The sequence below is a fragment of the Azospirillaceae bacterium genome (assembly GCA_028283825.1).
In the GTDB taxonomy this organism is placed as follows: domain Bacteria; phylum Pseudomonadota; class Alphaproteobacteria; order Azospirillales; family Azospirillaceae; genus Nitrospirillum.
Genome location: JAPWJW010000003.1, coordinates 79,256 through 104,731, shown reverse-complemented (window position 1 = coordinate 104,731; position 25,476 = coordinate 79,256). Strand labels below are relative to the sequence as shown.

Here is a 25,476-nt window from a genome sequence, read left to right as displayed (position 1 = left end):
AGCCAAGGGGCGGATGCCCCGCCGGCGCCTGAGGACAACAAACAAGCCTGAGGCCCTTGGGCCTCAGGCGGCCGAGCGTGCCGCCTGGACCATCAGGTCGTGGGCGTTGGGCACCCGGCCGACGCCGGACTTGGCGCGCTTGGCCGCCATGGGCAGGATGGGGGCGGCGGTGGTGCCGCCTTCCGCCGCGCGCCGCACGCACCGCGCCACCTTGCTGTAGGCACCGGTCTCGATCTGGCGGATGCGTTCCTTGCTGACGCCGTAGTGTTGCGCCAGGCATTCCAGGGTCACCGGCTCTTCCGCCAGGTTGCGCGAGATGAAGATGTGCCGCTCGCGGTCGCCCAGAGATTTCAGCGCGTCCATCATCAGGCCCTTGCGCTGACGCAGTTCACTGCCGTCGGCCAGCATGACCTCCACCGATTCGCTGTCGTCGGCCAGCAGGTCCATGGCCTCCTGGTCCCCCTCATCACCCATGGTGACGTTGAGGGAGGCGATGGGGGTGGCGAAGCGGTGCTCCATCTCCCGCACCTCCTCCACCGTGGCGGACATTTCGGTGGCGATGCGTTCCGCCTCCTCGTCCGTCATCATGCGGTCGTGGACGCCCAGGCGGCGCTGGGCCTGACGCAGGTTGAAGAACAGGCGCTTCAGGGCCGCCGTGTTGCCACCCTTCAGCATGGACCAGTTGTGCAGGACATAGGATTGCACCTCCGCCCGGATCCACCACAGGGCGTAGGTCGCCAGGCGGAAGCCGCGCGACGGGTCGAAGCGCTGCACCGCCTTCACCAGGCCGATGTTGGCTTCCGACACCAGGTCACCCACCGGCAGACCGGAGCGGGCATAGCGTGAAGCGATCTTGATGGCCAGGCGCATGTGGCTGTGCACCAGCTCATCGGCGGCGCGCTGGTCCTGGGCGTTCGCCCAGCGTAACGCCAGGTCGAGTTCGCGTTCGGGGGAAAGCATGGGGTAGCGGTTGGCCTGGGCAGTATAGGCCCGCAGCAGATCAACCGAATCGGAAGAGAATGAACCCATCGCCCGTCCCCTTTCAGTATGTCCGGGGCCGCCCGCGGCACCGGATCCGACGTGGTTTTCCGGACCGGCCCTGTCGCCGTCCCCAACACCACACTCCGATATTTTGCCGGGACCTCTAAAGATTGGGTTAACAGCCTTGAACAAGTGAACGACGTATCCAACACCCCCCTTGCCGCATTGTTCCATCAACCGCACATGGCGCAAGCCCGCGTCCCATCACACGAATTTGGCTTAAACCACCTCACGCAGGGCGGTGAGGAAAGCATTCAGGTTGCCGTTCACCGCGTCCGACTGGCGCGAAAGATCGTCAGCCGCCGTCAGCAGACGTCCGGCGGCGGTGCCGGCGCGGCTGGCGCTGTCGTTGACCGAGCCCATGCGGGTGGAGACGTCGGCCGCCCCCTGCGCCGCCTGGTCCACGTTGCGGGCGATCTCCGCCGTGGCGGCGCGCTGCTGTTCCATGGCCGACGCGATGGACACGGTGATGGCGTTGACGTCGTCGATGACGCGGGAAACGTCGGTCATCGAACCCACCGCCGCCTGGGTGGCGCTGTGGATGGTGCCGACCAGGGTGCGGATATCCTCCGTCGCACGGGCCGTCTGGTCCGCCAGGCCCTTCACCTCGTGCGCCACGACGGCGAAGCCCTTGCCCGCCTCGCCCGCCCTCGCCGCCTCGATGGTGGCATTCAGGGCCAGCAGGTTGGTCTGGCTGGCGATGCCGGTGATCAGGCCCACCATGGCGTCGATTCGGGCGGCGGCGTCCGCCAGCCCCGCCACCTGGCGCGTGGTGTCGCCGGTGCGGCGCACCGCCTGGCCGGCAATGGTGGTGGAGCGGTCCACCTGCTGCCCGATCTCGGCGATGGACACCGTCAGCTCCTCCGTCGCCGCCGCCACCATCTGGACGTTGCCGCTGGCCTGCTGGGCGGAACCCGCGACCATCAGCGACTGGTCCTGGGTGACATCGGCGGCGCGGGACATGTCGTGCGCGGCCTCCTGCACATGGCCTGCGGCCTGGGCCAGTCCCTGGCCCACGGCGCGCATGCCGGCCTCGAACCGCTCGGTGGTGGCGCGGAAGGCCGTGGCCTTGGCGCCCATGGCGGCGGTGGCGGCGTTGATGGCCTGGGCCGCCTGGCGGTAGGTGCCGGGCATGCCTTTCTCGATGACGCGGCGATAATCCTGGCGCCGGGTCACGGCCTGCAGGGCGGCCTGCGCCTCGCGGACGAAGGCGTCCGCCCGGTCGGCGGCGTCGTTCACCGCGTTCTGCAGGGCGCCCACCGGCCCCCGCTCGCGCACACCCACCACCCGACGCTCGAAATCGCCGGCGGCCAGCGCCTCCAGCACCGTACGGGCCCGCGCCATCTCGGCCACCAGCCGGCGCAGCTGCCACAGGGCCGACAGCACCAGCAGCGCGGCGGCAAGCACGATGCCATGATGGATGCCCGCTGACGGCCGCATCCACACGGCGGCTGCGAGCGCGACCAGGGCGCCCAGCGCCGCCGCCTTAGCCTTGCAGAGAGAACATGTAGCGGTCATAGTCCGTCTCCAATTCCGTAAGCGTGCGGTCCAGCAGGGCGGTGCCGGCGGCGATGGCAGCCGACAGGCTGGCCTGCCGCGCCTCTTCCTCCACCAGGTGGCGGTACAGTGGCGCCACCGACTCCGCGATGACGCGCGCGTCGGGCGCCCGCCGGTTGGAGTGATAGCCGGTGATCTCCCCCCCGGCGCCGAAGCTGGGCGTGACATGGGCGAAGACCCAGTAATGGTCGCCATGCTTGGCCCGGTTCAGCACGTAACCGAAGAATTCCCGCCCCTCGCCGATCATCCGCCACATCAGGTGGAAGGCGCTGCGCGGCATGCCGGGATGGCGCAGGATGCTGTGCGGCGCGCCCAGCGCCTCTCGCTCCGTGTATCCCGAGACGGTCAGGAAGGTTCGGTTGGCGTAGGTGATGCGCCCCTTCAGGTCGGACTTGGTGACGATGACCTCATCATCGCCGAAGCGGCGCTCGACGCCGGTAAGCGCCCTGTTTGGGGAAGGGAAAGCCGCCCTGGGCATGGACATGGGATTGTTTCTCTCCTGATTTCTTCCATCAGGCATATACCTGTCGCACAGGCCGGGAATTGATTTGGATCATGGGTGGTTCAGACGGCAAACGGCTGAATCATCGAACTTTTTGATAATTTTATAAGATTTGGTGACGGGGCCCGCCGCCGGCCTTGATGCCAACCCATGGCTGCGGCAGCATCATCGGATAAGCAATCACTAACCCCAGGGGTGTCCGCACCTCGGCCGGGGCGATAACGGGAGGGTACAAGATGAGTCACGCGGCGGTCCTGGTGGAGGATGGAAGCGGGGTGCGCACCCTGGTGTTGAACCGGCCGGAAAAGCGCAACGCCCTGACCGGCGCCATGTACACGGCCCTGGCCGACGCGCTGGCGGGTGCCGCCGGTGATGAGACCATCGGCGCCGTGGTCATCCAGGGCGAAGGCGGCAGCTTCACCGCCGGCAACGACCTGGCGGATTTCCTGGCCACCCCGGCACTGGGCGCCGACAACCCGGTGATGCGTTTCCTGCGCACCCTGGTCACCTTCCCCAAACCCATCGTCGCGGCGGTGGAGGGGCACGCGGTGGGCATCGGCACCACCCTGCTGATGCATTGCGACCTGGTCTATGCCGCCCCCACCGCCCATTTCGCCATGCCCTTCGTCAGCCTGGGCCTGGTGCCGGAGGCGGGATCCAGCGTGCTGGCCGCCCGCCTGATGGGCCACCCGCGCGCCGCCGCCATGCTGATGCTGGGGGAGGCGTTGACCGCCGACGCGGCGGAGGCCGCCGGCCTGATCAACGCCGTGGTGCCCACGGAAACGCTGTACGCCCACGCCGCCGCCAAGGCCAAGGCGCTGGCCGCCAAGCCGCGCAACGCCATGGCCCAGACCAAGGCCCTGATGCGCCACGACACACCCCAGGTGCTGGAGACCATCGCCAAGGAGGCGGCCCTGTTCGCCCAGGCGCTGTCCAGCCCGGAGGCGCGCGCCGCCTTCCAGGCCTTCCTGTCCAAGTCCAAAGGCTGAGGACCACATGTGGCAGCCCCGCGCGGCATGGCGCCGCGCGGCCGGCGACCGCGCATACGAAAAGGGCCGGCAGAACGCCAGCCCTAAAACATCAATGACTTCTGGGGGAAGGATGGTGGGCGCGACAGGGATTGAACCTGTGACCCCTACCATGTCAAGGTAGTGCTCTCCCGCTGAGCTACGCGCCCATCCTTCAAATCCACCGATTTTTGCGGGGCCTGGCGAACCAGGGCATCGGCGTGGGCGGGTGTTTAGCACCGCCCACCGTGGCTGGCAACCCTTCTGTTTCATCAATCCGAAATTTTTCCGGGTACCGCGCGGGGGGGGCGATTCCAGCGGCAGTCTTGCCATGGACGCTATCGCCTTCATGGGCCCGTAAATGCGCGCACGTGAGGGCGGAGCCATCCCGCGCACGCGCCATCAGCGCCCTTCGATAAAGGGGCACCTGGAAATGCAGTTTACGTCACCTGGGATTTTGCAAAGGCCGCGGGGTTCACCCCGGTCGGCCCGGCGCCGAATCATCGGCCGGCCCCATCCTGGAACGGGGTTCCAGGGCTGTTCCAACCCCGGAAATAAAGAAGGCCGCGCCAAACGGCGCGGCCTTGAGTTTAGGGAGGAAACGCCCAAGAAGTGCGTTACGACAGAACCACAATCGCGGCCATGTCGCACTGCACAATATGCCGATCCGACCCCGGTTGATCAAGCGGAAAATGCGTTTTAGCCAAAGAATCTTGATTAATCAGTTCATTGGAGGAAGCGCTCCCTCAACGGCTTACCCCAACCGTTGTGCGACGCAACACATTGATTCAACGAAAACTCATGTAATTGCGTTACATCGTCCGGGGTGCCCCTGCCCCTGTTTTCTTACACCAACGATATTGACAGCGCTGTCTCCGCCACGGTCTAAGACGGGTATGGAAAGCGCCCCACCGGGCTTTCCATCGAGGCATGTCCCCCTCTTTAATAAGGGGACAGACCTCCCCGGTCCTTGAACCAAGCGGCCGGGTGATCGTTGAGTCGGGAAGGAAACGGGTTAAAGGAAGGCGGTCACCATGCAGGGCCTCTCGCTCTTGGCGGATATCGGCGGCACCAACGCCCGGTTCGCCCTCTCCGAATCCAGTGACCGCGACGGCCATCCGGTCAACATCTCCGGCGTGCGCATCCTGCCCTGCGCCGACTATCCCTCGCTGGAAGCGGCGGCGGAGGCCTATCTGGCGCTGGAGGCGCCGGGCGCGCGGCCCAAGCAGGCCGCCATCGCGCTGGCGGGCCCGGTGACGGGCGATCGCATCCGCATGACCAACCTGCCCTGGGAATTCTCCATCGCCGGCGTGCGCCGCTCCCTGGCGCTGGACCGGCTGGAGGTCCTCAACGACTTCACCGCCGTGGCCCTGTCCATCCCGACGCTGGGCCCCGACGACCGCGTGCAGGTGGGTGAGGGCGCGCCCAAGGCCGATGCCCCCATCGCCGTCCTGGGTGCTGGCAGCGGCCTGGGCGTTTCCGCCTTGGTGCCGCGCAAGCGCAGCAACGGCCAGCCGGGCTGGAGCGCGCTGGCGACCGAGGGCGGCCACGTCACCATGGCCCCCATCAACGACCGCGAGTCCCTGATACTGGCCGTGCTGCGCAAGCAGTTCGACCACGTCTCGGCCGAGCGCGTCATCTCCGGCCCCGGCCTGGTGAACCTGTATGAGGCGGTGTGCCTAGCCGACGGCAAGGAGCCGCAGCGCCTGACCGCAGCGCAAGTCACGGCGGCCGGCACCACGCACGCCGGCGACCCCGCCTGTGTCGAGGCGCTGGACCTTTTCTGCGGCATGCTGGGCACCGTGGCCGGCAACCTGGCCCTGTCCATCGGTGCCCTGGGCGGCGTCTACATCGCCGGCGGCATCGCCCCCCGCATCCTGCCCTTCCTGACCCACAGCCGCTTCCGCAAGCGCTTCGTGGAAAAGGGCCGCATGCGCGAGTACCTGGGGCCCGTGCCGACCTACATCGTCACCCACCCCCTGCCCGCCTTCCTGGGCCTGACGGCCAAGCTGGACGGCTGAGCTTCAGTCGGCTTCGGTATCCCCGGCCGGTTCCTCGCCCCAGCGGCGCACGCGGCCGGTGTCGATGTCGAACAAGTCCAGCACGCGGCCCACGGTGTGATCGATCAGATCGTCCACCGACTGCGGCCGGGTGTACATGGCCGGCACCGGCGGCGTGATGATGGCGCCCATTTCCGCCAGCGTGGCCATGGTGCGCAGATGGCCCAGGTGCAGCGGCGTCTCACGCACCATCAGCACCAGGCGGCGCCGCTCCTTCAGCACCACGTCAGCCGCCCGCGTCAGCAGGCTGGACGTGACACCGGTGGCGATCTCGCTCATCGTGCGCACGGAACAGGGCGCCACCACCATGCCCAGGGTGCGGAAGCTGCCGCTGGAGATGCTGGCGCCCACGTCGGCCACGGCATGGTTCACGTCGGCCAGCGCCCGCACCTGGGCGGGTTTCAGGTCCGTCTCATGCGCCAGGGTCATTTCCGCCGACCGGCTCATCACCAGGTGGGTTTCGATGGGCAACGGGCGCAGCGTTTCCAGCAGGCGGATGCCGTAGACGGCGCCGGAGGCGCCGCTGATGCCGACGATGAGACGGGGTTTGGCGGTGGTCATGCCTGGGATCTAGCCCTGGTGCCGGCATGCCGTCCACCCGGAAATAACCGAGATGGGTGATATCGCCTGGTACGGGAACGCCGCATTTGGACAATGGCGCCGCGGAAAGGACGACCCCACCATTATTCACGAATCGCGAAGGGTGTAGACGCAAGCGCGGGCTAAAAAGGGGACCCGGTCGGCCCTATGTTGCTGAGGACCGGCGCGGCGCTGCCCCCGGCCCTGCTCCTAGCCCCCAATCAGATGGGTCCGCCACATGTCCACCACCCCCGCCCTTTTCACCCCCGGCCGCATCGGCGCCATCCCCGTCGCCAACCGCATCGCCATGGCCCCCCTGACCCGCGCCCGCGCCGGCATGGACGGCGTGCACACGCCCCTGGCGGTGGAGTACTACCGCCAGCGAGCCAGCGCCGGCCTGATCATCACCGAGGCCACCAACATCTCCCGCCAGGGTCGCGGCTATGCCTTCACCCCCGGCATCTACGCGCCCGAGCACGTGACGGCCTGGAAGGCCGTGACGGACGCCGTGCACCAGGCCGGCGGCCATATCGTGATGCAGTTGTGGCACGTGGGTCGCATCTCCCATTCCAGCCTGCAGGAGGGCGGGGCCGCCCCGGTGGCGCCCAGCGCCATCCAGGCGGGCGGCGAGACCTATGTCGAGAACGGCTTCGCCCAGCCCAGCCCGCCCCGCGCGCTGGAGACGGATGAGATCCCCGGCATCATCCAGGACTACGTCCGCGCGGCGGAGAACGCCAAGGCGGCAGGCTTCGACGGGGTGGAGGTGCACTCCGCCAACAACTACCTGCTGGAGCAGTTCATCCGCGACAGCACCAACCACCGCACCGACCGCTATGGCGGCAGCGTGGAGAACCGCACCCGCCTGACGGTGGAGGTGGCGGCGGCCGTGGCCGGGGTGTGGGGTTCCGACCGCGTCGGCGTGCGCCTGTCGCCCATCACCCAGGCGGCGGGCAACACCCCGCTGGACAGCGACCCCAACGGCACCTACGGCTTCCTGGCCGAACGACTGGGCGAACTGAACCTGGCCTACCTGCACTGCGTGGAAGGCCAGACGCGGGGGCCCAACGGCGCCCTGGACTTCGACTTCCAGGCCCTGCGCCGGAAGTTCGGCGGCGAGTACATCGCCAACAACGGCTATGACGCCGCCCTGGCCACCCGCGCCATCGCCGAGGGCCGGGCCGACCTGGTGGCCTTCGGCCGCCCCTTCATCGCCAACCCCGACCTGGTGCACCGCCTGAAGACCGGCGCCCCCCTGGCCCAGGCCCCGCAGGAGGCGTTCTACGGCGGCGGCGCCAAGGGCTACACGGATTGGCCGAGTGCGGCCTGAGTCTGTTCGTTTTCCTCAAGCGCCGGCAGGCGCATCCGCGCCTTTGGCTTGTCCTCGATTTCCGGTCCGCTAACGCTCCCCGTAAATCTCCGGCGCCCGCGGTCGCGGGCTACCACCGGTACGGAACCCCGTACCGGTGGGTTGAAGGGGGGCGTTTAGTGCAAATACAGAAACGGCGGCCTCCTTGCGGGGGCCGCCGTTTCGTTTTGCCGGATGGTAGATCGGGACGGTCAGTCCTCGATCTCCTCCTCATGTTCCGCGGCGTAGGCCTGCTGTTCGGCCAGCGCGCGGTCCTCGGCGGTTTCCAGCAGGGTGGTGGGCTCCAGCTCCGGCTCGGGCAGGCCGCGGCGGGCGCGGGACAGGGCGGCCTCCAGCTCACGCTGGCTGCACAGGCCCAGCAGCACGGGGCTGCGCGGCTTGATGTTGCTGGTGTTCCAGTGGGTCTTGTCGCGCACGGCGGCGATGGTCGGCTTGGTGGTGCCGATCAGGCGCGAGATGGCGGCGTCCGACAGTTCCGGGTGGCTTTTCAGCACCCAGGCGATGCCGTCGGGCTTGTCGCCGCGCTTGGTCACCGGGGTGTAGCGCGGGCCCTTGGCACGGGCCACCGGCTGCGGCAGGTCGTGGATGCGGATCTGCAGCTTGACGTCCTGGTTCTTCTCGCCGCGCTCGATCTCGTCCTTGGTCAACTCACCGTTGACCACCGGATCGCGCCCGACCATGCCGATCGCCACTTCGCCGTCGGCGATGGCCTGCACTTCCAGCGAATGCATGCCGCAGAATTCGGCGATCTGCTCAAAGGACAGCGCGGTGTTCTCAACCAACCAGACCGCGGTCGCCTTCGGCATCAAGGGCAGTGCCATGCTTCCTCCTAACCCGTGGCGGGGAACCTATTCCCCACCAACACGCCTGAAATCCGTCAAATACGGTCGCGAAAAGCAATATTCGCCCGTCGCGCGGGCTGAAGGCCCCACGCAGCCGGACGAAAAAACTGTGACGCGTACATCAGCTATATAGAGGCACGCGACGGGCGAGGCCATGCCTTTTTACGGACTATGACCCGGCCGCCGCTTCTATTGATCTGGCTAGGCCCGTCCATCAACCGTCAGGACGATCTTGCCCACGTGCTGGCTGCTTTCCATCAGGGCATGGGCTTTCGACGCCTGATCCAGGGGGAAGGTCTCATGGATCAGGGGCCGCACCGTACCGGCGTTCAGCAGGGGCCAGACCTTTTCAAGCAGGCTGGCCGCGATGGCGCCCTTCTCCGCCACACTGCGCGGACGCAGGGTGGAGCCGGTGAGCACCAGGCGCTTGGTCATCACCGGGGTCAGGTTCAGCGTCACCTTGGGGCCCCTCAGGAAGGCAATGGTGACGTGGCGGCCCTGGTCGGCCAGGGCCTCGATGTTGCGGGGCAGATAGTCGCCGCCCACCATGTCCAGGATGACATCGACGCCGCGACCGCCGGTCAGTTCCTTGACCACGGCCACGAAATCCTCCGCCTTGTAGTCGATGCCCCGGTCGGCGCCCAGATCCTGGCAGGCCTTGGCCTTCTCCGGCCCGCCGGCGGTGGCGAACACGCGAGCACCGAAGGCCTTGGCCAACTGGATGGCCGTGGTGCCGATGCCGCTGGTGCCGCCATGGATCAGGAATGTCTCCCCGGCCGCCAGGCGGCCCCGATCGAACACATTGGTCCAGACGGTGAAGAAGGTCTCCGGCAAGGCCGCCGCCTCCACCAGGCTGAAGCCTGCCGGCACGGGCAGGCACTGGGTGGCCGGCGCCACGGCCAGGTCGGCATAACCGCCGCCGTTCACCAGGGCGCAGACGCCATCCCCCACGGCCCAGCCGGTGACACCCTCACCCAAGGCGGCGACGGTGCCCGCCACCTCCAGCCCCGGCAGGTCGGAGGCGCCGGGCGGCGGCGGATAATAACCGGCCCGTTGCAGGCAGTCGGGACGGTTGACGCCGGCGGCGGCGACCTGGATCAGGACCTCGCCCGGACCGGGCGTGGGTGTCGGCCTTTCAACGGCTTGCAGGACGTCCGGGCCGCCGGGGGCGGTGATGGCGATGGCACGCATGGGGCGACGCTCTCCATTTGTCGGTCTTGCACCATGTAGGCCCCCGGCGGCACAGTGGCAACCGCAACGCTTAACCAATCCTGCTTCCCAGATCATCGAGTGAAGGCCATGGATACCGACGACATCGCCCCGCCGCCCCAGCGCCCCACAGGCTTCCTGGACATCGCCCGCCTGTCGGTGGGCGAGTTGCGGGAATACCGCAACAGCCTGGAGGCGGAGGTGGCGCGCGTCGACGACGCCATCAAGGCCAAGCAAGCCTCGGTCAACGCCGCCGCCGCGTTTTTCAAGAAGTAGTGCGCCCTCATACGCCGGGCGCCGCCATCCGGCGGCTTGGCTTATCCTCCCTTTCCAATCCGCCTTCGGCTCCCCGAAAAGGTCCGGCGCCCGCAGTCGCGGGCTAGCGTCATGAGGCGGCGCCTCATGACGCCTGATATCAAACCGGCACGGCCTCGAACGTTGCCGTGTCCAGGGTGAAGGTGCCGTCGGCCTCGACGGCGAAGTGGTCCGTCACCCGGGACGACATGCGCCCCTGCAGGGACCGGATGGCGGCGACATGGCTGTCCGGCGGGTTCATGCGCGCGATCCAGCTGCTGAACTCCAGCCGCAGGCGGCGTTGCGTCACGCCGGTGACGCGGAACCCCGCCCCTTCCAGCGCCGACCGCCATTCCGCCACCGCGTAGTTGCGCACGTGCGACGGGTCGCGCAGCAGTTCGATGGATTGCAGGAAGGTATCCAGCAAGGGATCGGCCGGCGTCACCACGTCCATGAAGACGGCGACGCCGCGCGGCTTCACCACCCGGCGCGCCTCGGCCAAGCCCGCCGCCAGGTCCGGCCAGTGGTGGGCGCTGTAGCGGCTGACCACGGCGCAGAAGTGCGCGTCGCCCGCCGGCACGGCGTCGGCGCGGCCGACCTCAGTCGTGATGTTGTCCAGGCCGCGCCGCCCGGCCTCCGCCGCCACAGCGGCCAGCATGTCGGGCGACAGGTCGCAGGCCGTCACCCGGCCCACATGCGGCGCCACGGTGAAGGCGACGTGGCCGCCGCCGCACCCCAAATCCAGCACTGTCTTGTACCCCTTGCCCGCCACCAGGCCGGCCAGTTGTCGCAGATCCTCACCCTGGGCATGGACGGCGCTGGCGACATAGGCGCCCGCCTGGGGCCCGAATTGGCCGGCGACCAGCGATTCCTGGTCGCGATGCCGGGTGATGGTTTCTTGAGCAGTCATTTCCTTGGGGTCTCCATTCTTCTTCCCCTTGCGGCGGGGTGGATGGACAGGATGACAGGCGCTTAAACTGGTACCAGATCCAGCTTTATACTGGTATCCAATGCTTCCCCTCTCCGCTTGGAACAGCCACCGATGGACACCCTGGACACCTCCAAACGCCAGGAACTGGGCGAGTTCATGCGGGCGCAGCGCGAACGGCTGAGCCCCGGTGCCTGCGGCCTGGCAACCGGCCCGCGCCGCCGCACCCCCGGCCTGCGGCGGGAGGAACTGGCGCAGTTGGGCGGGGTCAGCGTCACCTGGTACACCTGGATCGAACAGGGCCGCGACGTCTCCATCTCCCCATCCGCCCTGGGCCGCCTGGCGCGCGCCCTGCGCCTGTCGGCGGCGGAACGCGCCTATCTGTTCGACCTGGCGGGCAAGCGCGATCCGGAGGACGGGCCGGCTCGGCCCCCGCCGGTCGTCGCAGCGGCGCTGGACGCGCTGGTACGGGGCATCAATCATCCCGCCTATCTGCTGGACCGGCAATGGAACGCCCTGGCCTGGAACGGGGCCGCCGCCCGGCTGTTCACCGGTTGGCTGGACGATAGGGCGACGGAGCGCAACCAGCTGCGCTACCTGTTCCTGAACCCGGCGGCCCACGGCCTGATTCCCGATTGGGACGACCGCGCGCGGCGGGTGGTGGCGGAATTCCGGGTGGACTACAGCCACCATCTGGACGATCCCGGCATGCGGGCCCTGGTGGCGGATTTGAATGCCCGCAGCCCCGTCTTCGCCGATCTGTGGCATGCCCACGCCGTCACCGGCCGCGCCGGCGGCGAACGCGTCTTCCGCCATCCGGAGGACGGCCTGCTGCGCTATGAGCAGGTGACCTTCACCCTGGCGCACCAGCCGGACGTGAAGCTGGTGACGCTGGTGTCACTCAGTTGATTTGAGCCTTCACCCACAGCAGTGCGGCGACGCGCAGCGCACTGGACAGGTTGCCGTCACGGTTGCCGTCGATCTCCTCCACCAGGGCGTTGATCGACAGGCCCCGGGCCGAGGCCATGTCCTTCAGGGTTTCCCAGAAGGGTTCCTCCAGCGTCACGCTGGTGGGATGGCCGGCAATGAGGACGGAACGCTTGCGCAAGCTCATGGCGTCGCCCGCAGATGGTCGGCGACGGCCTCCACCACCGCGCGGCTGAGGAAGGCCAGATCGTCGCCGTCCATGGTGAAGGACGGCGTCAGGTAGACGATGTCGCGGAAGGGCCGCACCCAGACGCCCCGGTCGATCAGGCGCTGCTTCAGGCCGTTGAGGTCACGCATAGCCTCCAACTGCACCACACCGATGGCGCCCAGGGTGCGCACATCCTTCACGCCCTTGAGATCGCGTGCGGGCTCCAGCCCCGCCGCCAGGCCGGCGGAGATCGCCGCCACCTGGTCCAGGCGCGGTTCGCGCTCGAACAGATCCAGCGAGGCATTGGCAGCGGCACAGGCGAGGGGATTGGCCATGTAGGTGGGGCCATGCATCAAGGCGGCCATGGCGTTGTCCGACCAGAAGGCCTGGAACACGCGATCCGACGCGATGGTGGCGGCCAACGCCATGGTGCCGCCGGTCAAGGCCTTGGACAGGGTGACGATGTCCGGCACCACGCCCGCCGCCTCACACGCGAACAGCGTGCCGGTGCGGCCGAAGCCGGTGAAGATCTCATCGAAAATCAGCAGCAGGCCGTGACGGTCGGCGGCGTCCCGCAAACGGCGCAACACGGCGGCATCATGGAACACCATGCCGCCCGCCCCCTGCACCAACGGTTCCACCAGGATGGCGGACAGGGTGTGGGCCTGGGCGGCCAGGTCACGATCGAACCGCGCGGCGGCTTCCTCATCCACCGGCAGGTCCAGGATCAGATGTTCGGGCAGAAGGCCGGCGAACAGGCTGTGCATCCCCTCTTCCGGGTCGCACACCGCCATGGTGGCGATGGTGTCGCCGTGATAGCCGCCACGGAAGGCCGCCAGCTTGGTGCGGCCGGGCACGCCCCGGTTCAGCCAGTATTGCGTCGCCATCTTCATGGCGATCTCGACGGAGACAGAGCCGCTGTCGCAGAAGAACACCCGATTCAGATCACCGGGCAGCATCGCCGCCAGGCGGGACGCCAGGGTGTAGGCCGGCTCATGCGCCAAGCCGCCGAACATGACGTGCGGCATGCGCGCCATCTGCTCGGCCACCGCCTCACGGATGTGCGGATGGTTGTAGCCGTGACAGGCGGTCCACCAGCTGGCGACGCCGTCCACCAGCTGCCGGCCGTCGGCCAGGGTCAGGCGCACACCCTCCGTCGCCACCACGGGCAAGGGCGGCAGGGCCGTCTTCATCTGGGTGTAGGGCAGCCAGATGTGCCGGCCGCCCTGCCCGAACCAGTCGTTCCGATTAAGGAACGATCCAGCGCCACTCATGATTACGCGCCGCAGCTGTCGTCGGAACAGCCTTCCTCGACCACGTCCATGGAGGTCATGCCCAGGCGGACCAGCAACTGCTTGTCATGGTCGGCCACCGGGTTGGCGGTGGTCAGCAGCTTGGGGCCATAGAAGATGGAATTGGCGCCGGCCAGGAAGCACAGGGCCTGCGTCTCATCGCTCATGCCCTCACGGCCGGCCGACAGGCGCACCATGGAGGCCGGCATGGTGATGCGGGCGACGGCGATGGTGCGCACGAACTCGATGGGGTCCAGCGCCGCCTCGCCGTCCAGCGGCGTGCCGTCCACCTGCACCAGCATGTTGATCGGCACGCTTTCGGGATGCTGCGGCAGGGTGGCCAGGGTGTGGATCATGCCCACGCGGTCCGTCAGATCCTCCCCCATGCCGACGATGCCGCCGCAGCAGACGTTGATGCCGGCCTCACGCACGTTGGACAAGGTGTCCAGCCGGTCCTGGTAGGTGCGGGTGGTGATGATGTTGCCGTAGAACTCCGGCGAGGTGTCGAGGTTGTGGTTGTAGTAGTCCAGGCCGGCCTCTTTCAGGCGCAGGGCCTGGCCGGAATTCAGCATGCCCAGCGTGACGCAGGTTTCCATGCCCATGGCCTTCACGCCCTCAACCATGGCGCAGACCGATTCCAGGTCCTGGTCCTTAGGCGACCGCCAGGCGGCACCCATGCAGAAGCGGCTGGCGCCGGCGTCCTTGGCGGCCTTGGCCTCCGCCAGCACCTTCTGCACTTCCATCAGTTTGCTGGCCTTCAGACCCGTCTCATGATGCGCGCTCTGCGGGCAATAGGCGCAATCCTCCGGGCAGCCGCCGGTCTTGATGGACAGCAGGGTGGAGATCTGGACCTGCGTCGGGTCGAAACGCTGGCGGTGCACGGTCGCGGCGCGGAACACCAGTTCGGTGAAGGGCAGGTCGAACAGTGCCTGGATCTCGCCCCGTGTCCAATCGGTGCGCACGTCGTCGCTTTCCAGGATGGCGGCGGCGGGGAAGGCGGCGGGACGGCTGATGTCGATGGCGGTCACGGGATAACATCCTTGGAATATCGGGGCGGGGCCGGAGCCCAAGGCCAGCCCGCACCTAACGGCAGGCGTGGGAACCGGTCAAGAAAAACCGGGGCGGCGCCTGGTGGGGCCGAGGGTGGTGAAAAGGTCCAGTCGTACGGGGCCCCGGCAGCGACAGATGATTGCGCGTCAGAACGGCATGCTGATGAGGCCGACAAAAAGATCAGCCACCAACCATCTCTTCCAAGACCGCCCCTGTCGGCGTCGAAAAAGCAACATCGCGTTCCCCCGTCATTCTTACTCGCGCTGTGTAGATGGCGGGTGAAAAGCGCCCCCGCAACCCAGGCGCCGCACTTTCGCACGCATCGTGTCGCCGCTTGCCGCTAAGCTCCCGCCGACCTTCCCCGACGGATAGCCCCCATGCAGTCCCTGACCGAATTCGCCGAGGCCAAGCTGGCCGAGATGGACGCCGCCTCCCTGCGCCGGCGGCTGGTGGACAGCGACCGGGGCGGCGACGGCGGCCTGTGGATCACGCGCGACGGCCGGCGCCTGCTGTCCTTTTCCTGCAACGACTATCTGAACCTGGCCCACGACCCGCGCGTGAAGGCGGCGGCCGTGGCGGCGGTGGAGCGGTATGGCGCGGGTGCCGCCGCCTCGCGCCTGGTCACCGGCAACCACCCGCTGTTCGATGTGCTGGAGGGCAAGCTGGCCGCCCTCAAGGGCACGGAGGCGGCGTGCGTCTTTGGGTCCGGCTATCTGGCCAACACCGGCATCATCCCGACCTTCGTGGGCCCTAAGGACCTGATCGTGGTGGATGAGTTGGCGCACGCCTGCATCTGGGCCGGCGCCAAGCTGTCCGGTGCCACCCTGCGCATCTTCCGCCACAACGATGTGGCCCACGCGGCCCAGGTGCTGGAAACCTATCGCGGCCGGTACGCCCGCGCCCTGCTGGTGACGGACGGCGTCTTTTCCATGGATGGCGACCTGGCGCCCCTGCCCGCCTTGGCCGATCTCTGCGCCCAACACGACACTTGGTTCATGACCGACGACGCCCATGGCGTGGGCGTGCTGGGCGGCGGCCGGGGGTCCAGCTTCGCCTTCGGGGACAAGCCCGCCATCCCCTTGCAGATGGGCACGCTCAGCAAGGCGGCGGGCGGCTACGGCGGGTACCTCTGCGGGTCCCAGGCGGTGATCGACCTGGTGAAGACGCGCGCCCGCACCTTCATCTATTCCACCGGCCTGCCCCCGGCCGCCGTCGCCGGCGCCATCGAGGCGCTGGACATCATCGCGACCGATGCCGATCTCTGCGCCCGGCCGCTGGCCAAGGCCCGGCGTTTCACCGAACAGGTGGGCCTGCCCCCGGCGACAAGCCCCATCGTGCCCGTCATCCTGGGCACGGCCGAGACCACCCTGGCGGCCCAGCGCCTGCTGGCGGAAGAGGGCCTGCTGGTCACCGCCATCCGCCCGCCGACCGTGCCGGACGGCACCGCCCGCCTGCGCATCACCTTCACCGCCCGCACGCCGGACGCCGAGATCGACCGCCTGGCCGGTCTGATCCGCACCCACGTCCTGCCGCTCAAGACCATTGAGACCGCCCCATGACCGCCACCGCCTTTTTCGTCACCGCCACCGGCACCGACATCGGCAAGACCTTCGTCACATCCGGCCTGGTCCGCCGCCTGCGGGCCAAGGGCGTGCCCGCTACCGCGCTGAAGCCTATCGTCAGCGGCATCGACCTGGATGATGCGGCCAGCCTGGCCGCCAGCGACCCCGCCCAGTTGCTGACCGCCATGGACCGGCCGGTAACAGCGGCAGAGGTGGCGCGCATCAGCCCACACCGCTACGCCGCCCCCCTGTCGCCCGACATGGCGGCGGCGCGCGAGGGCCGGCCGCTGGACGTGGACGGCATGATCGAATGGTGCCGCGAGCGGGCCGCCTTCGCCGGCGCGCCGATCTTCGTGGAGGGCGTGGGCGGCGCCATGGTGCCGATGGACGACAGCCGCACGGTGCTGGACTGGATGGTGGCGCTGGACCTGCCGCTGGTGCTGGTCACCGGCAGCTACCTGGGCACGCTCAGCCACACGCTGACCGCCCTGGACGTGCTGGCCCGCCGCGGCCTGAAAGTCGCCGCCATCGCCATCAGCGAAACCCCCGGCGCCACCGTGCCGATGGAGGAGACCCTGGCCACCCTGGCCCGCTTCGCCCCCGGCATCCCGCTGGCGCCCGTGCACCGCGTGGCGCAGGTGGATGAAGCGGACGCGGCGTTCGACGCGCTGCTGGCGATGCTGGGGCTGTGAAAGGCATCAATTGCCCATTCGCCCTCACGGTGGCATAGTTTCCAGGTAATGCCATCGGAGAAACACGGTGACACGGAAATCCCAACCCGCCACAATGGCGGCCAACGGCCGCGTGGTCGTCCCGTTGGAAGTGCGGCGGGCGGCGGGCCTGGAAGCCGGCGGCAAGCTGTTGGCCCGTGTCGAAGACGGCCGCATCATCCTGGAAACAGTTGAGGCCGCCGTCGCCCGCGTACAGAAGCTGGCCCGACAGTACGGATCGCCCGATGGCAGCCCGGTCGATGAACTGATCGCCGAGCGCCGGGCGGAAGCCGCCCGTGAGTGAGGGCGCCGTTGTCTTGGACGCCTCTGCCGTTCTTGCCCTGGTATGGGCGGAGCCGGGCGCCAATGTGGTTATGGGCGAATTGCCCGGCGCCCTCATCACCAGCGTCAATTTCGCCGAGGTTTTGACCAAGCTGAGCGACAAGGGCTGGCAGGTCGATGCCGCCGCAGAGGCCATATTGTCGTTAGGCGTGATCCCCGTGGATTTCTCCAACGATCACGCCATGCTGGCGGCACAGATGCGCCACGTCACAAAGTCCGCCGGACTGTCCCTGGGGGATCGGGCGTGCTTATCCCTGGGCCAACAGCTTCGGGCCAAGGTCCTGACGGCCGATCTCGCCTGGCTGAAGGTGAGAGACGCGCTTGGGATTGATGTCGTCGCCATCCGCCAGCCCCGCAGTTGACGACCGCTCAGGCACGCTGGCGCCCCTCATCCCGCAAGGTCAGGGATGAGATATAGCCCGAACGCGTTTCCCCCGCCGCCTTGGCCAGACTGTCCAGGCGGCGCAGGACACGGCGCGGCAAGGTGATGTTCACCCGTTCCACTTTGTCGTCCAGCACGGCGGGATCGACCTCGATCATGGCGAAGATCCAGCCGGTGTAGTCGGGGTTGGCCCGCAAGGCTTCAAGGGTGGTGGCCGGCGGCACGGCCCCGCCCTCATCCAGCATGGCGTCTAGCCAAGCGGCGGCGGCTTCCTCCGCCGCCTTCAGCGCCTCATCCAAGGTGTCACCGGCGGAAAAGCAGCCGGGCAGATCGGGCACGATCACGCCATAGGCCGTGTCGCCGTCACCCGGCTCGATCACTACGGGATACCGCATCCTGACCTCCGCCATCGCATGCGCCCTACAGACCAGCCTGCTTGCGTATGGCCGCCACCAAGCCCATGCCCAATTCCTTCTTGGGATGCGGAACCACGATGGTGCCCACGCGGTGTGGATGCTTGAAAACATGGTGCGATCCCCGCACCCGGTCCAGCACCCAGCCGATCGCTTGCAATTCCCGAATCAAGTCAGCGCTTCTCATGTGTATGATACACACCAAGCGAAGAAGGGAAAAGAGCGGTTGCGCGACGATCAGCTCAGCGCCGTTTCCGCCCGGATTTCCTGGATCAGGTTTTCCATACGGCGCAGCAGCGCCTCCGCCACTTTCAGCGGCATGACCACCACATCATCCTCGGCATCAAAGCTGCCTTGGCGGCGGATGACGATTTCATCCCTGGGGTTGGCGTAGACCGCCACGGCGGTGGCCATGTCGGCCACGATGTTCCCCTGGTCCAGATGCCCCCATTGAAACGCGGCAGCCATATCGCCCTCCATCGCCAGAAATGCGAAAGAACAAACTAGGAACAATGAAGGCACAAATCAGGAATTCAGGCAAGCGGTTTCTTGATTGGGATTCAGGTATCGTCGCGTGCGATACGCAGCACCGATCCGTCGGGGCGGGCAATCTCGATAATCGTCTCCACCCGCACCAAGCGGCGGTCCAAATTGCGCACGTCCTTGGTCAGTTCGGAAACGGCATTGCTCACTGACACGACCTTGGTGTTCAACTCGATCGTCGTCTTGAGGCCACTCAAAATGTCCTTGATCGCACTCATGCGCCAGCCCCACCGCGGAGTTGCCGCCGGGTCAGTTCAATATCGGCAAGCGCCTTGTCGAGAGCGTCCGAGGCATCACGATTGCTACGATCCAATTCGGTGGCCAGCGCCGCCAACTGCGTGAGCAACGTCGCCTCCTCCGGATCGAATGCATCAACGGAACGGCGTACGAATTCGCCGACCGACACGCCCACCTTTTGAGCCTTCGCCTCAAGGTTGGCCTTCTCGGACGGTGTCATCAAGGTGGTGACCCGTTCGGTCGCCAGTTCCTGCCCACCAAACATGGATCACCTCATTATCATGACCTGCACATGATAATGAGGTGAGCATGTCCGTTCCACAAGCCCTCAGCTGGGATGGATCATGTCTTCCGGCTTCACCCAGGCGTCGAACTCCGCCTCGGTCAGGAAGCCCAGGGCCAGGCCGGCCTCTTTCAGCGTCGTGCCTTCGGCGTGGGCCTTCTTGGCGATCTTGGCGGCCTTGTCGTAACCGATGTGGGGGTTCAGGGCCGTCACCAGCATCAGGCTTTCGTGCAGGGACTTGGCGATGCGGTCCTCGTTCGCCGTGATGCCCACCACGCAATTGTCGGTGAAGCTGACGGCGGCGTCGGCCAGCAGGCGGATGGACTGTGCCACGTTGTAGATGATCACCGGCTTGAACACGTTCAGTTCGAAATGGCCGGTGGCGCCCGCGATGGTGACGGTGGTGTGGTTGCCCATCACCTGGGCGCAGACCATGGTCATCGCCTCCGACTGTGTCGGGTTGACCTTGCCCGGCATGATGGAGCTGCCGGGCTCATTCTCCGGCAGGCTCAACTCGCCAATGCCGCAGCGGGGGCCGGAGCCCAGCAGGCGGATGTCGTTGGCGACCTTCATCAACGAGGCGGCCAGGGTGTTCAGCACGCCCGACACCTCCACCAGGCTGTCGTGGGTGGCCAGCGCCTCGAACTTGTTCGGCGCGGTGACGAAAGGCAGGCCGGTGAGGTCCGCCACCTCCGCCGCGAAGGCGGTATCAAAGCCCTTCCTGGCGTTCAGGCCGGTGCCCACCGCCGTGCCGCCCTGGGCCAGGCGCAGCAGGGCCGGCAGGGCCGCCTTCACCCGCTCCACCCCATAGGCCAGTTGCTGGGCGTAGCCGGAGAATTCCTGGCCCAGGGTCAGCGGGGTCGCATCCTGAAGATGGGTGCGGCCGATCTTGACGATGGCCTTGAAGGCGTCGGCCTTGACCGCCAGCGCGTCGCGCAGATGTTCCAGCGCCGGCACCAGGGTACGGTGCAGTTCCACCGCGGCGGCGATGTGCATGGCGGTGGGGAAGCTGTCGTTGGACGATTGCCCCCGATTGACATGATCGTTGGGATGGACCGGCTTTTTGCTGCCCATCTCCCCGCCCAGCAGCTCGATGGCGCGGTTGGAGATGACCTCGTTGGCGTTCATGTTGGTCTGGGTGCCGGAACCGGTCTGCCACACCACCAGGGGGAAATGGTCGTCCAGCTTGCCCACCGCCACCTCCGCCGCCGCCTGGATGACGGCGCGGCCGATGGCATCGTCCAATTCGCCCAGTTTCACGTTGGCCTGGGCCGCCGCCTGCTTCTGGATGCCCAGGGCGTGCACCAGGGCCGGCGGCATGCGCTCCCCCCCGATCTTGAAGTTGCCCAGCGACCGCTGGGTCTGGGCGCCCCAATAACGGTCGGACGGCACCTCCAAGGGGCCGAAGCTGTCGGTTTCGGTGCGGGTGGCGGTCATGGGAACACTCTCCAGGCTTGGGAACGGACGCTCAGTCTAGCGCCGTCCCGATGTCAGCGCTTGTCGAGGATGTTGCCTATGGCGCCGAACACACCCCCCTCCTCCCGCGTTCCCACCAGGGATGAGGCCAGCATGCGGCCGGCCAGGCGCGAGAACGGCAGGCTTTGCAGCCACACCTTGCCGGGGCCGCGCAGCCGGGCGAAGAACAGACCCTCGCCGCCGAACAGCATGGACTTGATGCCGCCCACCTGTTCCACGTCGAAATCGATGTCGGCGGTCATGGCGGCCAGGCAGCCGGTATCCACGTGGATGACCTCACCCGGCGCCAGGGTGCGTTCCACCAGGGTGCCGCCCATGTGGATGAAGACGATGCCGTCGCCTTCCAGCTTCTGCATGATGAAGCCGTCGCCGCCGAATAGGCCGGTCAGGATGCGGCGCTGGAAATAGATGCCGATGGCGACACCGCGCGCGGCCGCCAGGAAGCTGTCCTTATGGCAGATCAGGCGCCCGCCATAGTCGGACAGCTTCAGGGCCGAGATGGTGCCGGGATAGGGGGCGGAGAAGGCGACCGTGCCCTGCCCCACACCGCGCTGGGTGAAGACGGTGGTGAACAGGGTGGAACCGGACAGTACGCGCTTGCCCGCCCCCCACAGCTGGTCCAGCACGCCGCCGCCGTCACGGGCCGAGCCATCGCCGAAGATGGTCGCCATGTCCACGCTGGCGTCCTTGTAGAGCAGGGCGCCGGCCTCGGCGATGGCGCTGTCGCCGGGGGCCAGGGCCACCTCGACATACTGCATCTCATGGCCGTGGATGGTGTAGGCCAGCGGGTTGGCGGGACCGGGACCGGTGCTGAAGGGATTGCCCCCGGACGCCGCCTGGTTGAAGGCGCTGGTGGCGCTGTCGATGGCGCTGCTGAAGGCGCCCCAGATGCCGGCGGCGCCACCAGGCGGCGGGGGTGGGGGCGGCGGGGATGCGGTGCCGCCGTAAAGTTCCGCCACCTGGCCCACCGGCAGCCAGTCGGTGAACCCTTCGCGCCAGCAATGGGCGCCGGGGTTGGCACGGGCGAAGTCCCTCGCCGCCGCGTCCTCCAGCGGGCCCGCCTGCTGCTGGCCATTGTGGAAAAACCATTGCGCCATGGCCGACCCCTTCCCGGTATCGTTCGCGGTTGCGGCCCCTTTTTTACCAAGATTGGCGGGCCGGCGACAGGCCGGCCAAAGGGGTGGTCCAGGGCACCGGCGCCAATTGGCCCCCCCGGCCAACCGCCGGTGGCCATTGGCGTCCGCGCCCGGTGCCGCTATGGTGCGCCCCGCGACGGCGGATCGGGACCAAGCGGATGAGCATCTGGGGCAAGGTGGTGGGTGGTGTCGCGGGGTTCGCGCTGGGTGGCCCGCTGGGCGCCTTGCTGGGTATTGCCGCCGGCCATGCCGCCGACGCCTGGGCCGCCGGGACCACCGGTTCCAACCTGCCGCCCGGCCCCGACGGCCGGCCGGACCAGACCCACAGCATGGCCTTCACCATCGGCGTCATCGTCCTGGGCGCCAAGATGGCCAAGGCCGACGGCACGGTGGACCGGGTGGAGATCGACGCCTTCAAGCGGGTGTTCCACATCCCGCCCGATGAAATGCGCAATGTCGGCCGCGTCTTCGACATCGCCCGGCGCGATACCGCCGGGTTCGAGATTTATGCCCGCCAGTTGGCCATCCTGTTCCAGGATCGGCCTGCGGTGCTGGAGGATCTGCTGGGCGGCCTGTTCCATATCGCCACCGCCGACGACCACCTGCACCCGGCGGAACTGTCCTTCCTGGCGGAGGTCGCGCGCATCTTCGGCATCCGGGAGACCACGTTCGAGGCCCTGCGCCACATCCATGGCGGCAAGCCCGGCGGCCACGACGCCCCGCCGGACGACGCCTACGCCGTGCTGGGCGTGACCCGCGATGCCAGCGATGCCGAAATCAAGCTGGCCTGGCACAAGGCCTTGCGCGACAACCATCCCGACACGGTGATGGCCCAGGGCCTGCCAGCCGAGTTCGTGGCCATCGCCACGCGGAAGACGGCCGCGCTGAACGCCGCCTACGACACCATCCAAAGCCGGCGGGCAAGCACGCCCGTGCCGCGCCGCTGACACTTAACACCCAGATATCGAGTACATCGCTTCCATGGCCCCCACCCCGCCTATCGTCGCCCTGAAGGGCGCCCAGATCACCCTGGGCGCCACCACGCTGTTTGAGAACGTGGATGTCGCCATCGGTCGTGGCGACAAGGTGGCCCTGGTCGGCCGCAACGGCAGCGGCAAGTCCACCATGCTGAAGGCCCTGGCCGGCATCGTCGACCTGGACAAGGGTGAGCGCTACATCCAGCCGGGTGCCCGCATCGGCTACCTGCACCAGGAACCGGACTTCAGCGGCTACGCCACCGTGGCCGACTTCGTCAGCGCCGGCCTGGTGGAGGATGCGCCCTATCGCGTGCAGGCCGTGCTGGATGAACTGAGCCTGCCGGGCGACCGCGCCGCCAACACCCTGTCGGGCGGTGAGGCCCGCCGCGCCGCCATCGCCCAGGCCCTGGTCAGCAACCCCGACGTCCTGCTGATGGATGAGCCGACCAACCACCTGGACCTGCCCACCATCGAGTATCTGGAAAAGGCGCTGCAATCCTTCCGCGGCGGCCTGCTGCTGATCAGCCATGACCGCACCTTCCTGAACAATCTGGCCCGCAAGACCATGTGGCTGGACCGCGGCACCATGCGCGAGACGGAGCGCCCCTTCGCCGAATACGAGGCCTGGCGGGATGAGGTGTTCGCCGCCGAGGATACGGCCTTCGCCAAGCTGGACCGCAAGATCGCGGTGGAGATGAAGTGGCTGCGCGAAGGCATCAGCGCCCGGCGCACCCGCAACATGGGCCGCGTCCGCGCGCTGCAGGGCCTGCGCCAGGACCGCGCCGACCGCAACCGCCAGGGCCAGGTCAAGCTGGCGGTGTCGGAGGCCGAGGGCTCCGGCCGGCTGGTGATCGAGGCGACCAACGTCGCCAAGAGTTTCGAGGGGTCGGAAGGCACGCGGATCATCGCCCGCGACTTCTCCACCCGCATCCTGCGCGGCGACCGGGTGGGCCTGATCGGCCCCAACGGTGCGGGCAAGACCACCATCCTGAAGATGCTGATGGGTGAACTGGCGCCCGACAGCGGCACCATCCGCCTCGGCACCAACCTGGAAACCGTGGTGTTCGACCAGCGCCGGGCGCAGCTGGATCCCAACCAGAGCATCCGCCAGGTGCTGCTGCCCTTCGGCGGCGACAGCGTGGTGGTGGGCGGCACCCCACGCCACGTGGCCTCATACATGCGCGACTTCCTGTTCGATCCCGGCATGCTGGAACAGCCCACCCGCGCGTTGTCGGGTGGCGAGCGCAACCGCCTGCTGCTGGCCAAGCTGTTCGCGCAGCCCAGCAACCTGATGGTGCTGGACGAACCGACCAACGATTTGGACATGGATACGCTGGACCTGCTGGAAGAGGTCCTGACCGACTATCCCGGCACCCTGCTGCTGGTCAGCCACGACCGTGATTTCCTGGACCGGCTGGTCACCTCCACCATCGCGGTGGAGGGGGACGGCGTGGTGGAGGAATACGCCGGCGGCTACAGCGACTACCTGACCCAGCGCCCGGCACGCGCAGCCATCAACGGTGGCGCCACCGGGGGCTCAAATGCAGCACCCAAGGCGGCGGAAGCCCCCAAGGCCAAGCGCAAGCTGGGCTACAAGGAACAGCGGGAGCTGGACCAGCTGCCGGCCCTGATGGACAAGCTGACGGACCAGGCGAAGAAGCTGGAGGCCAAGCTGGCTGACGCCAATCTCTACGCCCGCGATCCGGCCGCCTTCCAGAAGGCCAGCGCCGACCTGGAAAAGGCCCACCAGGACCTGGCCACGGCGGAAGAACGCTGGCTGGAACTGGAGGCGCTGAAGGAGGAGTTGGAGAGCGGGGGCTGAAGGGAAAGGCTGGAAAGCTTTTCAGGTCGCACCACATAAGGTACAGTCCGACCAATGAAACGACTGCGCGCCCACTTCTTCCGGTCCGATAGTGGCGCGGAGCCGGTGCGTGAATGGTTGTTGGCCTTGCCTGCCCCAGATCGGACCATCGTGGGCAAGGACATCGCGACGGTTGAATTCGGCTGGCCGGTGGGCATGCCGATCTGCCGCGCCCTGGGGGATGGACTTTGGGAAGTCCGATCAACCATCGCCAAGGGCAAGGTGGAGGCCCGCGTCTATTTCGGCGTGGATGATGGTCTGGCCGTCCTGCTTCACGCCCATGACGGCAAAGGCAAGCAGGACCACCACATCCGAACGGCCCGCAAACGTTGGGCGGAGTATTTGTCGAGTGCCCCCGAGAAACGGTGACGTACCCATGACGACCCGCGACCATGACCATTTGGGCAGCAGCTTTGAGTCCCTCCTAATCGCGGAAGGCACGCGGGATGAGACTTACGCCGAGGCCATCAAACGTGTAGTCGCCTGGCAGTTGGAGGATGCTCGCCGGCAAGCCGACCTCAGCAAGAGCGCCATGGCGGAAACCATGCGCACCAGCCGCACCCAACTGGATAGGGTGCTGGATCCCGATAATGTTGCTATTTCCCTGGACACGTTGGCCCGCGCCGCCCGTGCCGTGGGCAAGACCCTGAAGATCGAACTGATCGATGACATCACCCCGTCGTGATCCCCGC

The 25,476-nt window shown here is 67.6% G+C and carries 30 protein-coding genes and 1 tRNA gene; 13 read left to right on the top strand and 18 right to left on the bottom strand.

Annotated features, from left to right (window positions below; translation table 11 throughout):
* Nucleotides 1-63: 63 nt before the first annotated feature.
* From PW843_12370 to PW843_12360, 3 genes are all read right to left on the bottom strand, one after another.
* Nucleotides 64-1,029 carry an RNA polymerase factor sigma-32 gene (locus PW843_12370; protein ID MDE1147392.1) on the bottom strand — a complete coding sequence of 322 codons (966 nt, stop codon included), beginning with the start codon at nucleotides 1,027-1,029 and terminating at the stop codon, nucleotides 64-66.
* A 231-nt stretch (nucleotides 1,030-1,260) separates the two neighbouring features.
* A complete protein-coding gene (locus PW843_12365) occupies nucleotides 1,261-2,559 on the bottom strand; it encodes a methyl-accepting chemotaxis protein (GenBank protein MDE1147391.1) in 1,299 nt (432 codons plus the stop codon).
* Complete coding sequence (locus PW843_12360; protein MDE1147390.1) at nucleotides 2,528-3,082, bottom strand: PAS domain-containing protein; 555 nt, start codon at nucleotides 3,080-3,082, stop codon at nucleotides 2,528-2,530. The genes PW843_12365 and PW843_12360 overlap by 32 nt, the downstream gene beginning before the upstream one ends.
* Nucleotides 3,083-3,336: 254 nt before the next feature.
* On the opposite strand from PW843_12360, the gene PW843_12355 reads away from it, so the two are divergent.
* Nucleotides 3,337-4,089 (top strand): enoyl-CoA hydratase-related protein, encoded by a 753-nt coding sequence (locus PW843_12355; protein MDE1147389.1) that lies wholly within the window; start codon nucleotides 3,337-3,339, stop codon nucleotides 4,087-4,089.
* A gap of 113 nt (nucleotides 4,090-4,202) precedes the next feature.
* On the opposite strand, the gene PW843_12350 is transcribed toward PW843_12355, so the two are convergent.
* Nucleotides 4,203-4,277, bottom strand: a tRNA-Val gene (locus PW843_12350).
* Nucleotides 4,278-5,141: 864 nt separating this feature from the next.
* Here PW843_12350 and glk point away from each other — a divergent pair.
* Nucleotides 5,142-6,128: a glucokinase gene (gene glk / locus PW843_12345; protein MDE1147388.1), complete on the top strand. Its 987-nt coding sequence runs from the start codon at nucleotides 5,142-5,144 to the stop codon at nucleotides 6,126-6,128.
* A gap of 3 nt (nucleotides 6,129-6,131) precedes the next feature.
* On the opposite strand, the gene PW843_12340 is transcribed toward glk, so the two are convergent.
* Entirely contained in the window at nucleotides 6,132-6,728 is a 597-nt protein-coding gene (locus PW843_12340; protein MDE1147387.1) for a UbiX family flavin prenyltransferase, read from the bottom strand.
* A 256-nt stretch (nucleotides 6,729-6,984) separates the two neighbouring features.
* Here PW843_12340 and PW843_12335 point away from each other — a divergent pair, with 256 nt between their 5' ends.
* Entirely contained in the window at nucleotides 6,985-8,073 is a 1,089-nt protein-coding gene (locus PW843_12335) for an alkene reductase (GenBank protein ID MDE1147386.1), read from the top strand.
* 230 nt (nucleotides 8,074-8,303) lie between these two features.
* Here PW843_12335 and PW843_12330 read toward each other — a convergent pair whose 3' ends face one another.
* Both PW843_12330 and PW843_12325 read right to left on the bottom strand, forming a co-directional pair.
* Nucleotides 8,304-8,933 (bottom strand): DUF1013 domain-containing protein, encoded by a 630-nt coding sequence (locus PW843_12330; protein MDE1147385.1) that lies wholly within the window; start codon nucleotides 8,931-8,933, stop codon nucleotides 8,304-8,306.
* A gap of 222 nt (nucleotides 8,934-9,155) precedes the next feature.
* Nucleotides 9,156-10,145, bottom strand: a complete 990-nt coding sequence (locus PW843_12325; GenBank protein MDE1147384.1) for an NAD(P)H-quinone oxidoreductase — start codon at nucleotides 10,143-10,145, stop codon at nucleotides 9,156-9,158.
* Between the two features lie 108 nt (nucleotides 10,146-10,253).
* Between PW843_12325 and PW843_12320 the strand changes: the two genes are divergently transcribed.
* Nucleotides 10,254-10,439 (top strand): DUF1192 domain-containing protein, encoded by a 186-nt coding sequence (locus PW843_12320; protein MDE1147383.1) that lies wholly within the window; start codon nucleotides 10,254-10,256, stop codon nucleotides 10,437-10,439.
* A gap of 139 nt (nucleotides 10,440-10,578) precedes the next feature.
* On the opposite strand, the gene PW843_12315 is transcribed toward PW843_12320, so the two are convergent.
* Nucleotides 10,579-11,367 carry a methyltransferase domain-containing protein gene (locus PW843_12315; GenBank protein ID MDE1147382.1) on the bottom strand — a complete coding sequence of 263 codons (789 nt, stop codon included), beginning with the start codon at nucleotides 11,365-11,367 and terminating at the stop codon, nucleotides 10,579-10,581.
* A gap of 132 nt (nucleotides 11,368-11,499) precedes the next feature.
* On the opposite strand from PW843_12315, the gene PW843_12310 reads away from it, so the two are divergent.
* Nucleotides 11,500-12,294: a helix-turn-helix transcriptional regulator gene (locus PW843_12310; GenBank protein MDE1147381.1), complete on the top strand. Its 795-nt coding sequence runs from the start codon at nucleotides 11,500-11,502 to the stop codon at nucleotides 12,292-12,294.
* Here the strand turns inward: PW843_12310 and PW843_12305 are convergent.
* From PW843_12305 to bioB, 3 genes are read right to left on the bottom strand one after another with little or no spacing between them, the layout of a single operon-like run.
* On the bottom strand, nucleotides 12,287-12,499 hold the full coding sequence (locus tag PW843_12305; GenBank protein MDE1147380.1) for a ribbon-helix-helix domain-containing protein: 213 nt from the start codon (nucleotides 12,497-12,499) through the stop codon (nucleotides 12,287-12,289). The genes PW843_12310 and PW843_12305 overlap by 8 nt on opposite strands.
* Entirely contained in the window at nucleotides 12,496-13,794 is a 1,299-nt protein-coding gene (locus PW843_12300) for an adenosylmethionine--8-amino-7-oxononanoate transaminase (protein ID MDE1147379.1), read from the bottom strand. The genes PW843_12305 and PW843_12300 overlap by 4 nt, the downstream gene beginning before the upstream one ends.
* A gap of 2 nt (nucleotides 13,795-13,796) precedes the next feature.
* Nucleotides 13,797-14,831 carry a biotin synthase BioB gene (gene bioB / locus PW843_12295; protein MDE1147378.1) on the bottom strand — a complete coding sequence of 345 codons (1,035 nt, stop codon included), beginning with the start codon at nucleotides 14,829-14,831 and terminating at the stop codon, nucleotides 13,797-13,799.
* 408 nt (nucleotides 14,832-15,239) lie between these two features.
* On the opposite strand from bioB, the gene PW843_12290 reads away from it, so the two are divergent.
* From PW843_12290 to PW843_12275, 4 genes are all read left to right on the top strand, one after another.
* Nucleotides 15,240-16,421, top strand: a complete 1,182-nt coding sequence (locus PW843_12290) for an aminotransferase class I/II-fold pyridoxal phosphate-dependent enzyme (protein ID MDE1147377.1) — start codon at nucleotides 15,240-15,242, stop codon at nucleotides 16,419-16,421.
* Nucleotides 16,418-17,116, top strand: a complete 699-nt coding sequence (gene bioD, locus PW843_12285; GenBank protein ID MDE1147376.1) for a dethiobiotin synthase — start codon at nucleotides 16,418-16,420, stop codon at nucleotides 17,114-17,116. Before PW843_12290 ends, bioD begins: the two co-directional genes overlap by 4 nt.
* 67 nt (nucleotides 17,117-17,183) lie before the next feature.
* The gene (locus tag PW843_12280; GenBank protein ID MDE1147375.1) at nucleotides 17,184-17,438 is read left to right on the top strand and encodes an AbrB/MazE/SpoVT family DNA-binding domain-containing protein; all 255 of its coding nucleotides are present in this window, start codon (nucleotides 17,184-17,186) and stop codon (nucleotides 17,436-17,438) included.
* Nucleotides 17,431-17,838: a type II toxin-antitoxin system VapC family toxin gene (locus PW843_12275; GenBank protein ID MDE1147374.1), complete on the top strand. Its 408-nt coding sequence runs from the start codon at nucleotides 17,431-17,433 to the stop codon at nucleotides 17,836-17,838. The genes PW843_12280 and PW843_12275 overlap by 8 nt, the downstream gene beginning before the upstream one ends.
* A gap of 7 nt (nucleotides 17,839-17,845) precedes the next feature.
* Here the strand turns inward: PW843_12275 and PW843_12270 are convergent, their stop codons facing one another.
* From PW843_12270 to PW843_12240, 7 genes are all read right to left on the bottom strand, one after another.
* Nucleotides 17,846-18,253 (bottom strand): type II toxin-antitoxin system HicB family antitoxin, encoded by a 408-nt coding sequence (locus tag PW843_12270; protein MDE1147373.1) that lies wholly within the window; start codon nucleotides 18,251-18,253, stop codon nucleotides 17,846-17,848.
* 25 nt (nucleotides 18,254-18,278) lie between these two features.
* Complete coding sequence (locus PW843_12265; protein MDE1147372.1) at nucleotides 18,279-18,443, bottom strand: type II toxin-antitoxin system HicA family toxin; 165 nt, start codon at nucleotides 18,441-18,443, stop codon at nucleotides 18,279-18,281.
* 65 nt (nucleotides 18,444-18,508) lie between these two features.
* Nucleotides 18,509-18,739 (bottom strand): hypothetical protein, encoded by a 231-nt coding sequence (locus PW843_12260; protein MDE1147371.1) that lies wholly within the window; start codon nucleotides 18,737-18,739, stop codon nucleotides 18,509-18,511.
* A 92-nt stretch (nucleotides 18,740-18,831) separates the two neighbouring features.
* Entirely contained in the window at nucleotides 18,832-19,032 is a 201-nt protein-coding gene (locus PW843_12255) for a hypothetical protein (protein ID MDE1147370.1), read from the bottom strand.
* Nucleotides 19,029-19,316, bottom strand: a complete 288-nt coding sequence (locus PW843_12250; GenBank protein ID MDE1147369.1) for a hypothetical protein — start codon at nucleotides 19,314-19,316, stop codon at nucleotides 19,029-19,031. The genes PW843_12255 and PW843_12250 overlap by 4 nt, the downstream gene beginning before the upstream one ends.
* Before the next feature lie 63 nt (nucleotides 19,317-19,379).
* Complete coding sequence (gene fumC, locus PW843_12245) at nucleotides 19,380-20,771, bottom strand: class II fumarate hydratase (GenBank protein ID MDE1147368.1); 1,392 nt, start codon at nucleotides 20,769-20,771, stop codon at nucleotides 19,380-19,382.
* 53 nt (nucleotides 20,772-20,824) lie between these two features.
* The gene (locus PW843_12240) at nucleotides 20,825-21,907 is read right to left on the bottom strand and encodes a TIGR00266 family protein (protein MDE1147367.1); all 1,083 of its coding nucleotides are present in this window, start codon (nucleotides 21,905-21,907) and stop codon (nucleotides 20,825-20,827) included.
* A gap of 197 nt (nucleotides 21,908-22,104) precedes the next feature.
* On the opposite strand from PW843_12240, the gene PW843_12235 reads away from it, so the two are divergent.
* Genes PW843_12235 through PW843_12220 form a run of 4 tightly spaced genes read left to right on the top strand, consistent with a single transcriptional unit; the run spans nucleotide 22,105 to nucleotide 25,469 of the window.
* Nucleotides 22,105-22,893, top strand: a complete 789-nt coding sequence (locus PW843_12235; GenBank protein ID MDE1147366.1) for a molecular chaperone DjiA — start codon at nucleotides 22,105-22,107, stop codon at nucleotides 22,891-22,893.
* 34 nt (nucleotides 22,894-22,927) lie between these two features.
* On the top strand, nucleotides 22,928-24,745 hold the full coding sequence (locus PW843_12230) for an ATP-binding cassette domain-containing protein (GenBank protein ID MDE1147365.1): 1,818 nt from the start codon (nucleotides 22,928-22,930) through the stop codon (nucleotides 24,743-24,745).
* A 54-nt stretch (nucleotides 24,746-24,799) separates the two neighbouring features.
* Nucleotides 24,800-25,153: a type II toxin-antitoxin system RelE/ParE family toxin gene (locus tag PW843_12225; GenBank protein ID MDE1147364.1), complete on the top strand. Its 354-nt coding sequence runs from the start codon at nucleotides 24,800-24,802 to the stop codon at nucleotides 25,151-25,153.
* 7 nt (nucleotides 25,154-25,160) lie between these two features.
* Complete coding sequence (locus PW843_12220) at nucleotides 25,161-25,469, top strand: Fis family transcriptional regulator (protein ID MDE1147363.1); 309 nt, start codon at nucleotides 25,161-25,163, stop codon at nucleotides 25,467-25,469.
* The last annotated feature ends 7 nt before the right edge of the window (nucleotides 25,470-25,476 follow it).

Bases quoted from the DNA above. Each gene is read 5' to 3' on its own strand.
- PW843_12370 (MDE1147392.1), bottom strand. From the start codon at position 1,029: ATGGGTTCATTCTCTTCCGATTCGGTTGATCTGCTGCGGGCCTATACT.
- PW843_12220 (MDE1147363.1), top strand. From the start codon at position 25,161: ATGACGACCCGCGACCATGACCATTTGGGCAGCAGCTTTGAGTCCCTC.
- PW843_12260 (MDE1147371.1), bottom strand. From the start codon at position 18,739: ATGGCTGCCGCGTTTCAATGGGGGCATCTGGACCAGGGGAACATCGTG.
- PW843_12230 (MDE1147365.1), top strand. From the start codon at position 22,928: ATGGCCCCCACCCCGCCTATCGTCGCCCTGAAGGGCGCCCAGATCACC.
- PW843_12270 (MDE1147373.1), bottom strand. From the start codon at position 18,253: ATGCGGTATCCCGTAGTGATCGAGCCGGGTGACGGCGACACGGCCTAT.
- PW843_12360 (MDE1147390.1), bottom strand. From the start codon at position 3,082: ATGTCCATGCCCAGGGCGGCTTTCCCTTCCCCAAACAGGGCGCTTACC.
- PW843_12325 (MDE1147384.1), bottom strand. From the start codon at position 10,145: ATGCGTGCCATCGCCATCACCGCCCCCGGCGGCCCGGACGTCCTGCAA.
- PW843_12340 (MDE1147387.1), bottom strand. From the start codon at position 6,728: ATGACCACCGCCAAACCCCGTCTCATCGTCGGCATCAGCGGCGCCTCC.
- PW843_12355 (MDE1147389.1), top strand. From the start codon at position 3,337: ATGAGTCACGCGGCGGTCCTGGTGGAGGATGGAAGCGGGGTGCGCACC.
- PW843_12305 (MDE1147380.1), bottom strand. From the start codon at position 12,499: ATGAGCTTGCGCAAGCGTTCCGTCCTCATTGCCGGCCATCCCACCAGC.
- PW843_12290 (MDE1147377.1), top strand. From the start codon at position 15,240: ATGCAGTCCCTGACCGAATTCGCCGAGGCCAAGCTGGCCGAGATGGAC.
- PW843_12235 (MDE1147366.1), top strand. From the start codon at position 22,105: ATGAGCATCTGGGGCAAGGTGGTGGGTGGTGTCGCGGGGTTCGCGCTG.
- bioD (MDE1147376.1), top strand. From the start codon at position 16,418: ATGACCGCCACCGCCTTTTTCGTCACCGCCACCGGCACCGACATCGGC.
- PW843_12365 (MDE1147391.1), bottom strand. From the start codon at position 2,559: ATGACCGCTACATGTTCTCTCTGCAAGGCTAAGGCGGCGGCGCTGGGC.
- PW843_12240 (MDE1147367.1), bottom strand. From the start codon at position 21,907: ATGGCGCAATGGTTTTTCCACAATGGCCAGCAGCAGGCGGGCCCGCTG.
- PW843_12315 (MDE1147382.1), bottom strand. From the start codon at position 11,367: ATGACTGCTCAAGAAACCATCACCCGGCATCGCGACCAGGAATCGCTG.
- PW843_12225 (MDE1147364.1), top strand. From the start codon at position 24,800: ATGAAACGACTGCGCGCCCACTTCTTCCGGTCCGATAGTGGCGCGGAG.
- PW843_12300 (MDE1147379.1), bottom strand. From the start codon at position 13,794: ATGAGTGGCGCTGGATCGTTCCTTAATCGGAACGACTGGTTCGGGCAG.
- glk (MDE1147388.1), top strand. From the start codon at position 5,142: ATGCAGGGCCTCTCGCTCTTGGCGGATATCGGCGGCACCAACGCCCGG.
- fumC (MDE1147368.1), bottom strand. From the start codon at position 20,771: ATGACCGCCACCCGCACCGAAACCGACAGCTTCGGCCCCTTGGAGGTG.
- PW843_12310 (MDE1147381.1), top strand. From the start codon at position 11,500: ATGGACACCCTGGACACCTCCAAACGCCAGGAACTGGGCGAGTTCATG.
- PW843_12255 (MDE1147370.1), bottom strand. From the start codon at position 19,032: ATGAGTGCGATCAAGGACATTTTGAGTGGCCTCAAGACGACGATCGAG.
- PW843_12335 (MDE1147386.1), top strand. From the start codon at position 6,985: ATGTCCACCACCCCCGCCCTTTTCACCCCCGGCCGCATCGGCGCCATC.
- PW843_12250 (MDE1147369.1), bottom strand. From the start codon at position 19,316: ATGTTTGGTGGGCAGGAACTGGCGACCGAACGGGTCACCACCTTGATG.
- PW843_12330 (MDE1147385.1), bottom strand. From the start codon at position 8,933: ATGGCACTGCCCTTGATGCCGAAGGCGACCGCGGTCTGGTTGGTTGAG.
- PW843_12320 (MDE1147383.1), top strand. From the start codon at position 10,254: ATGGATACCGACGACATCGCCCCGCCGCCCCAGCGCCCCACAGGCTTC.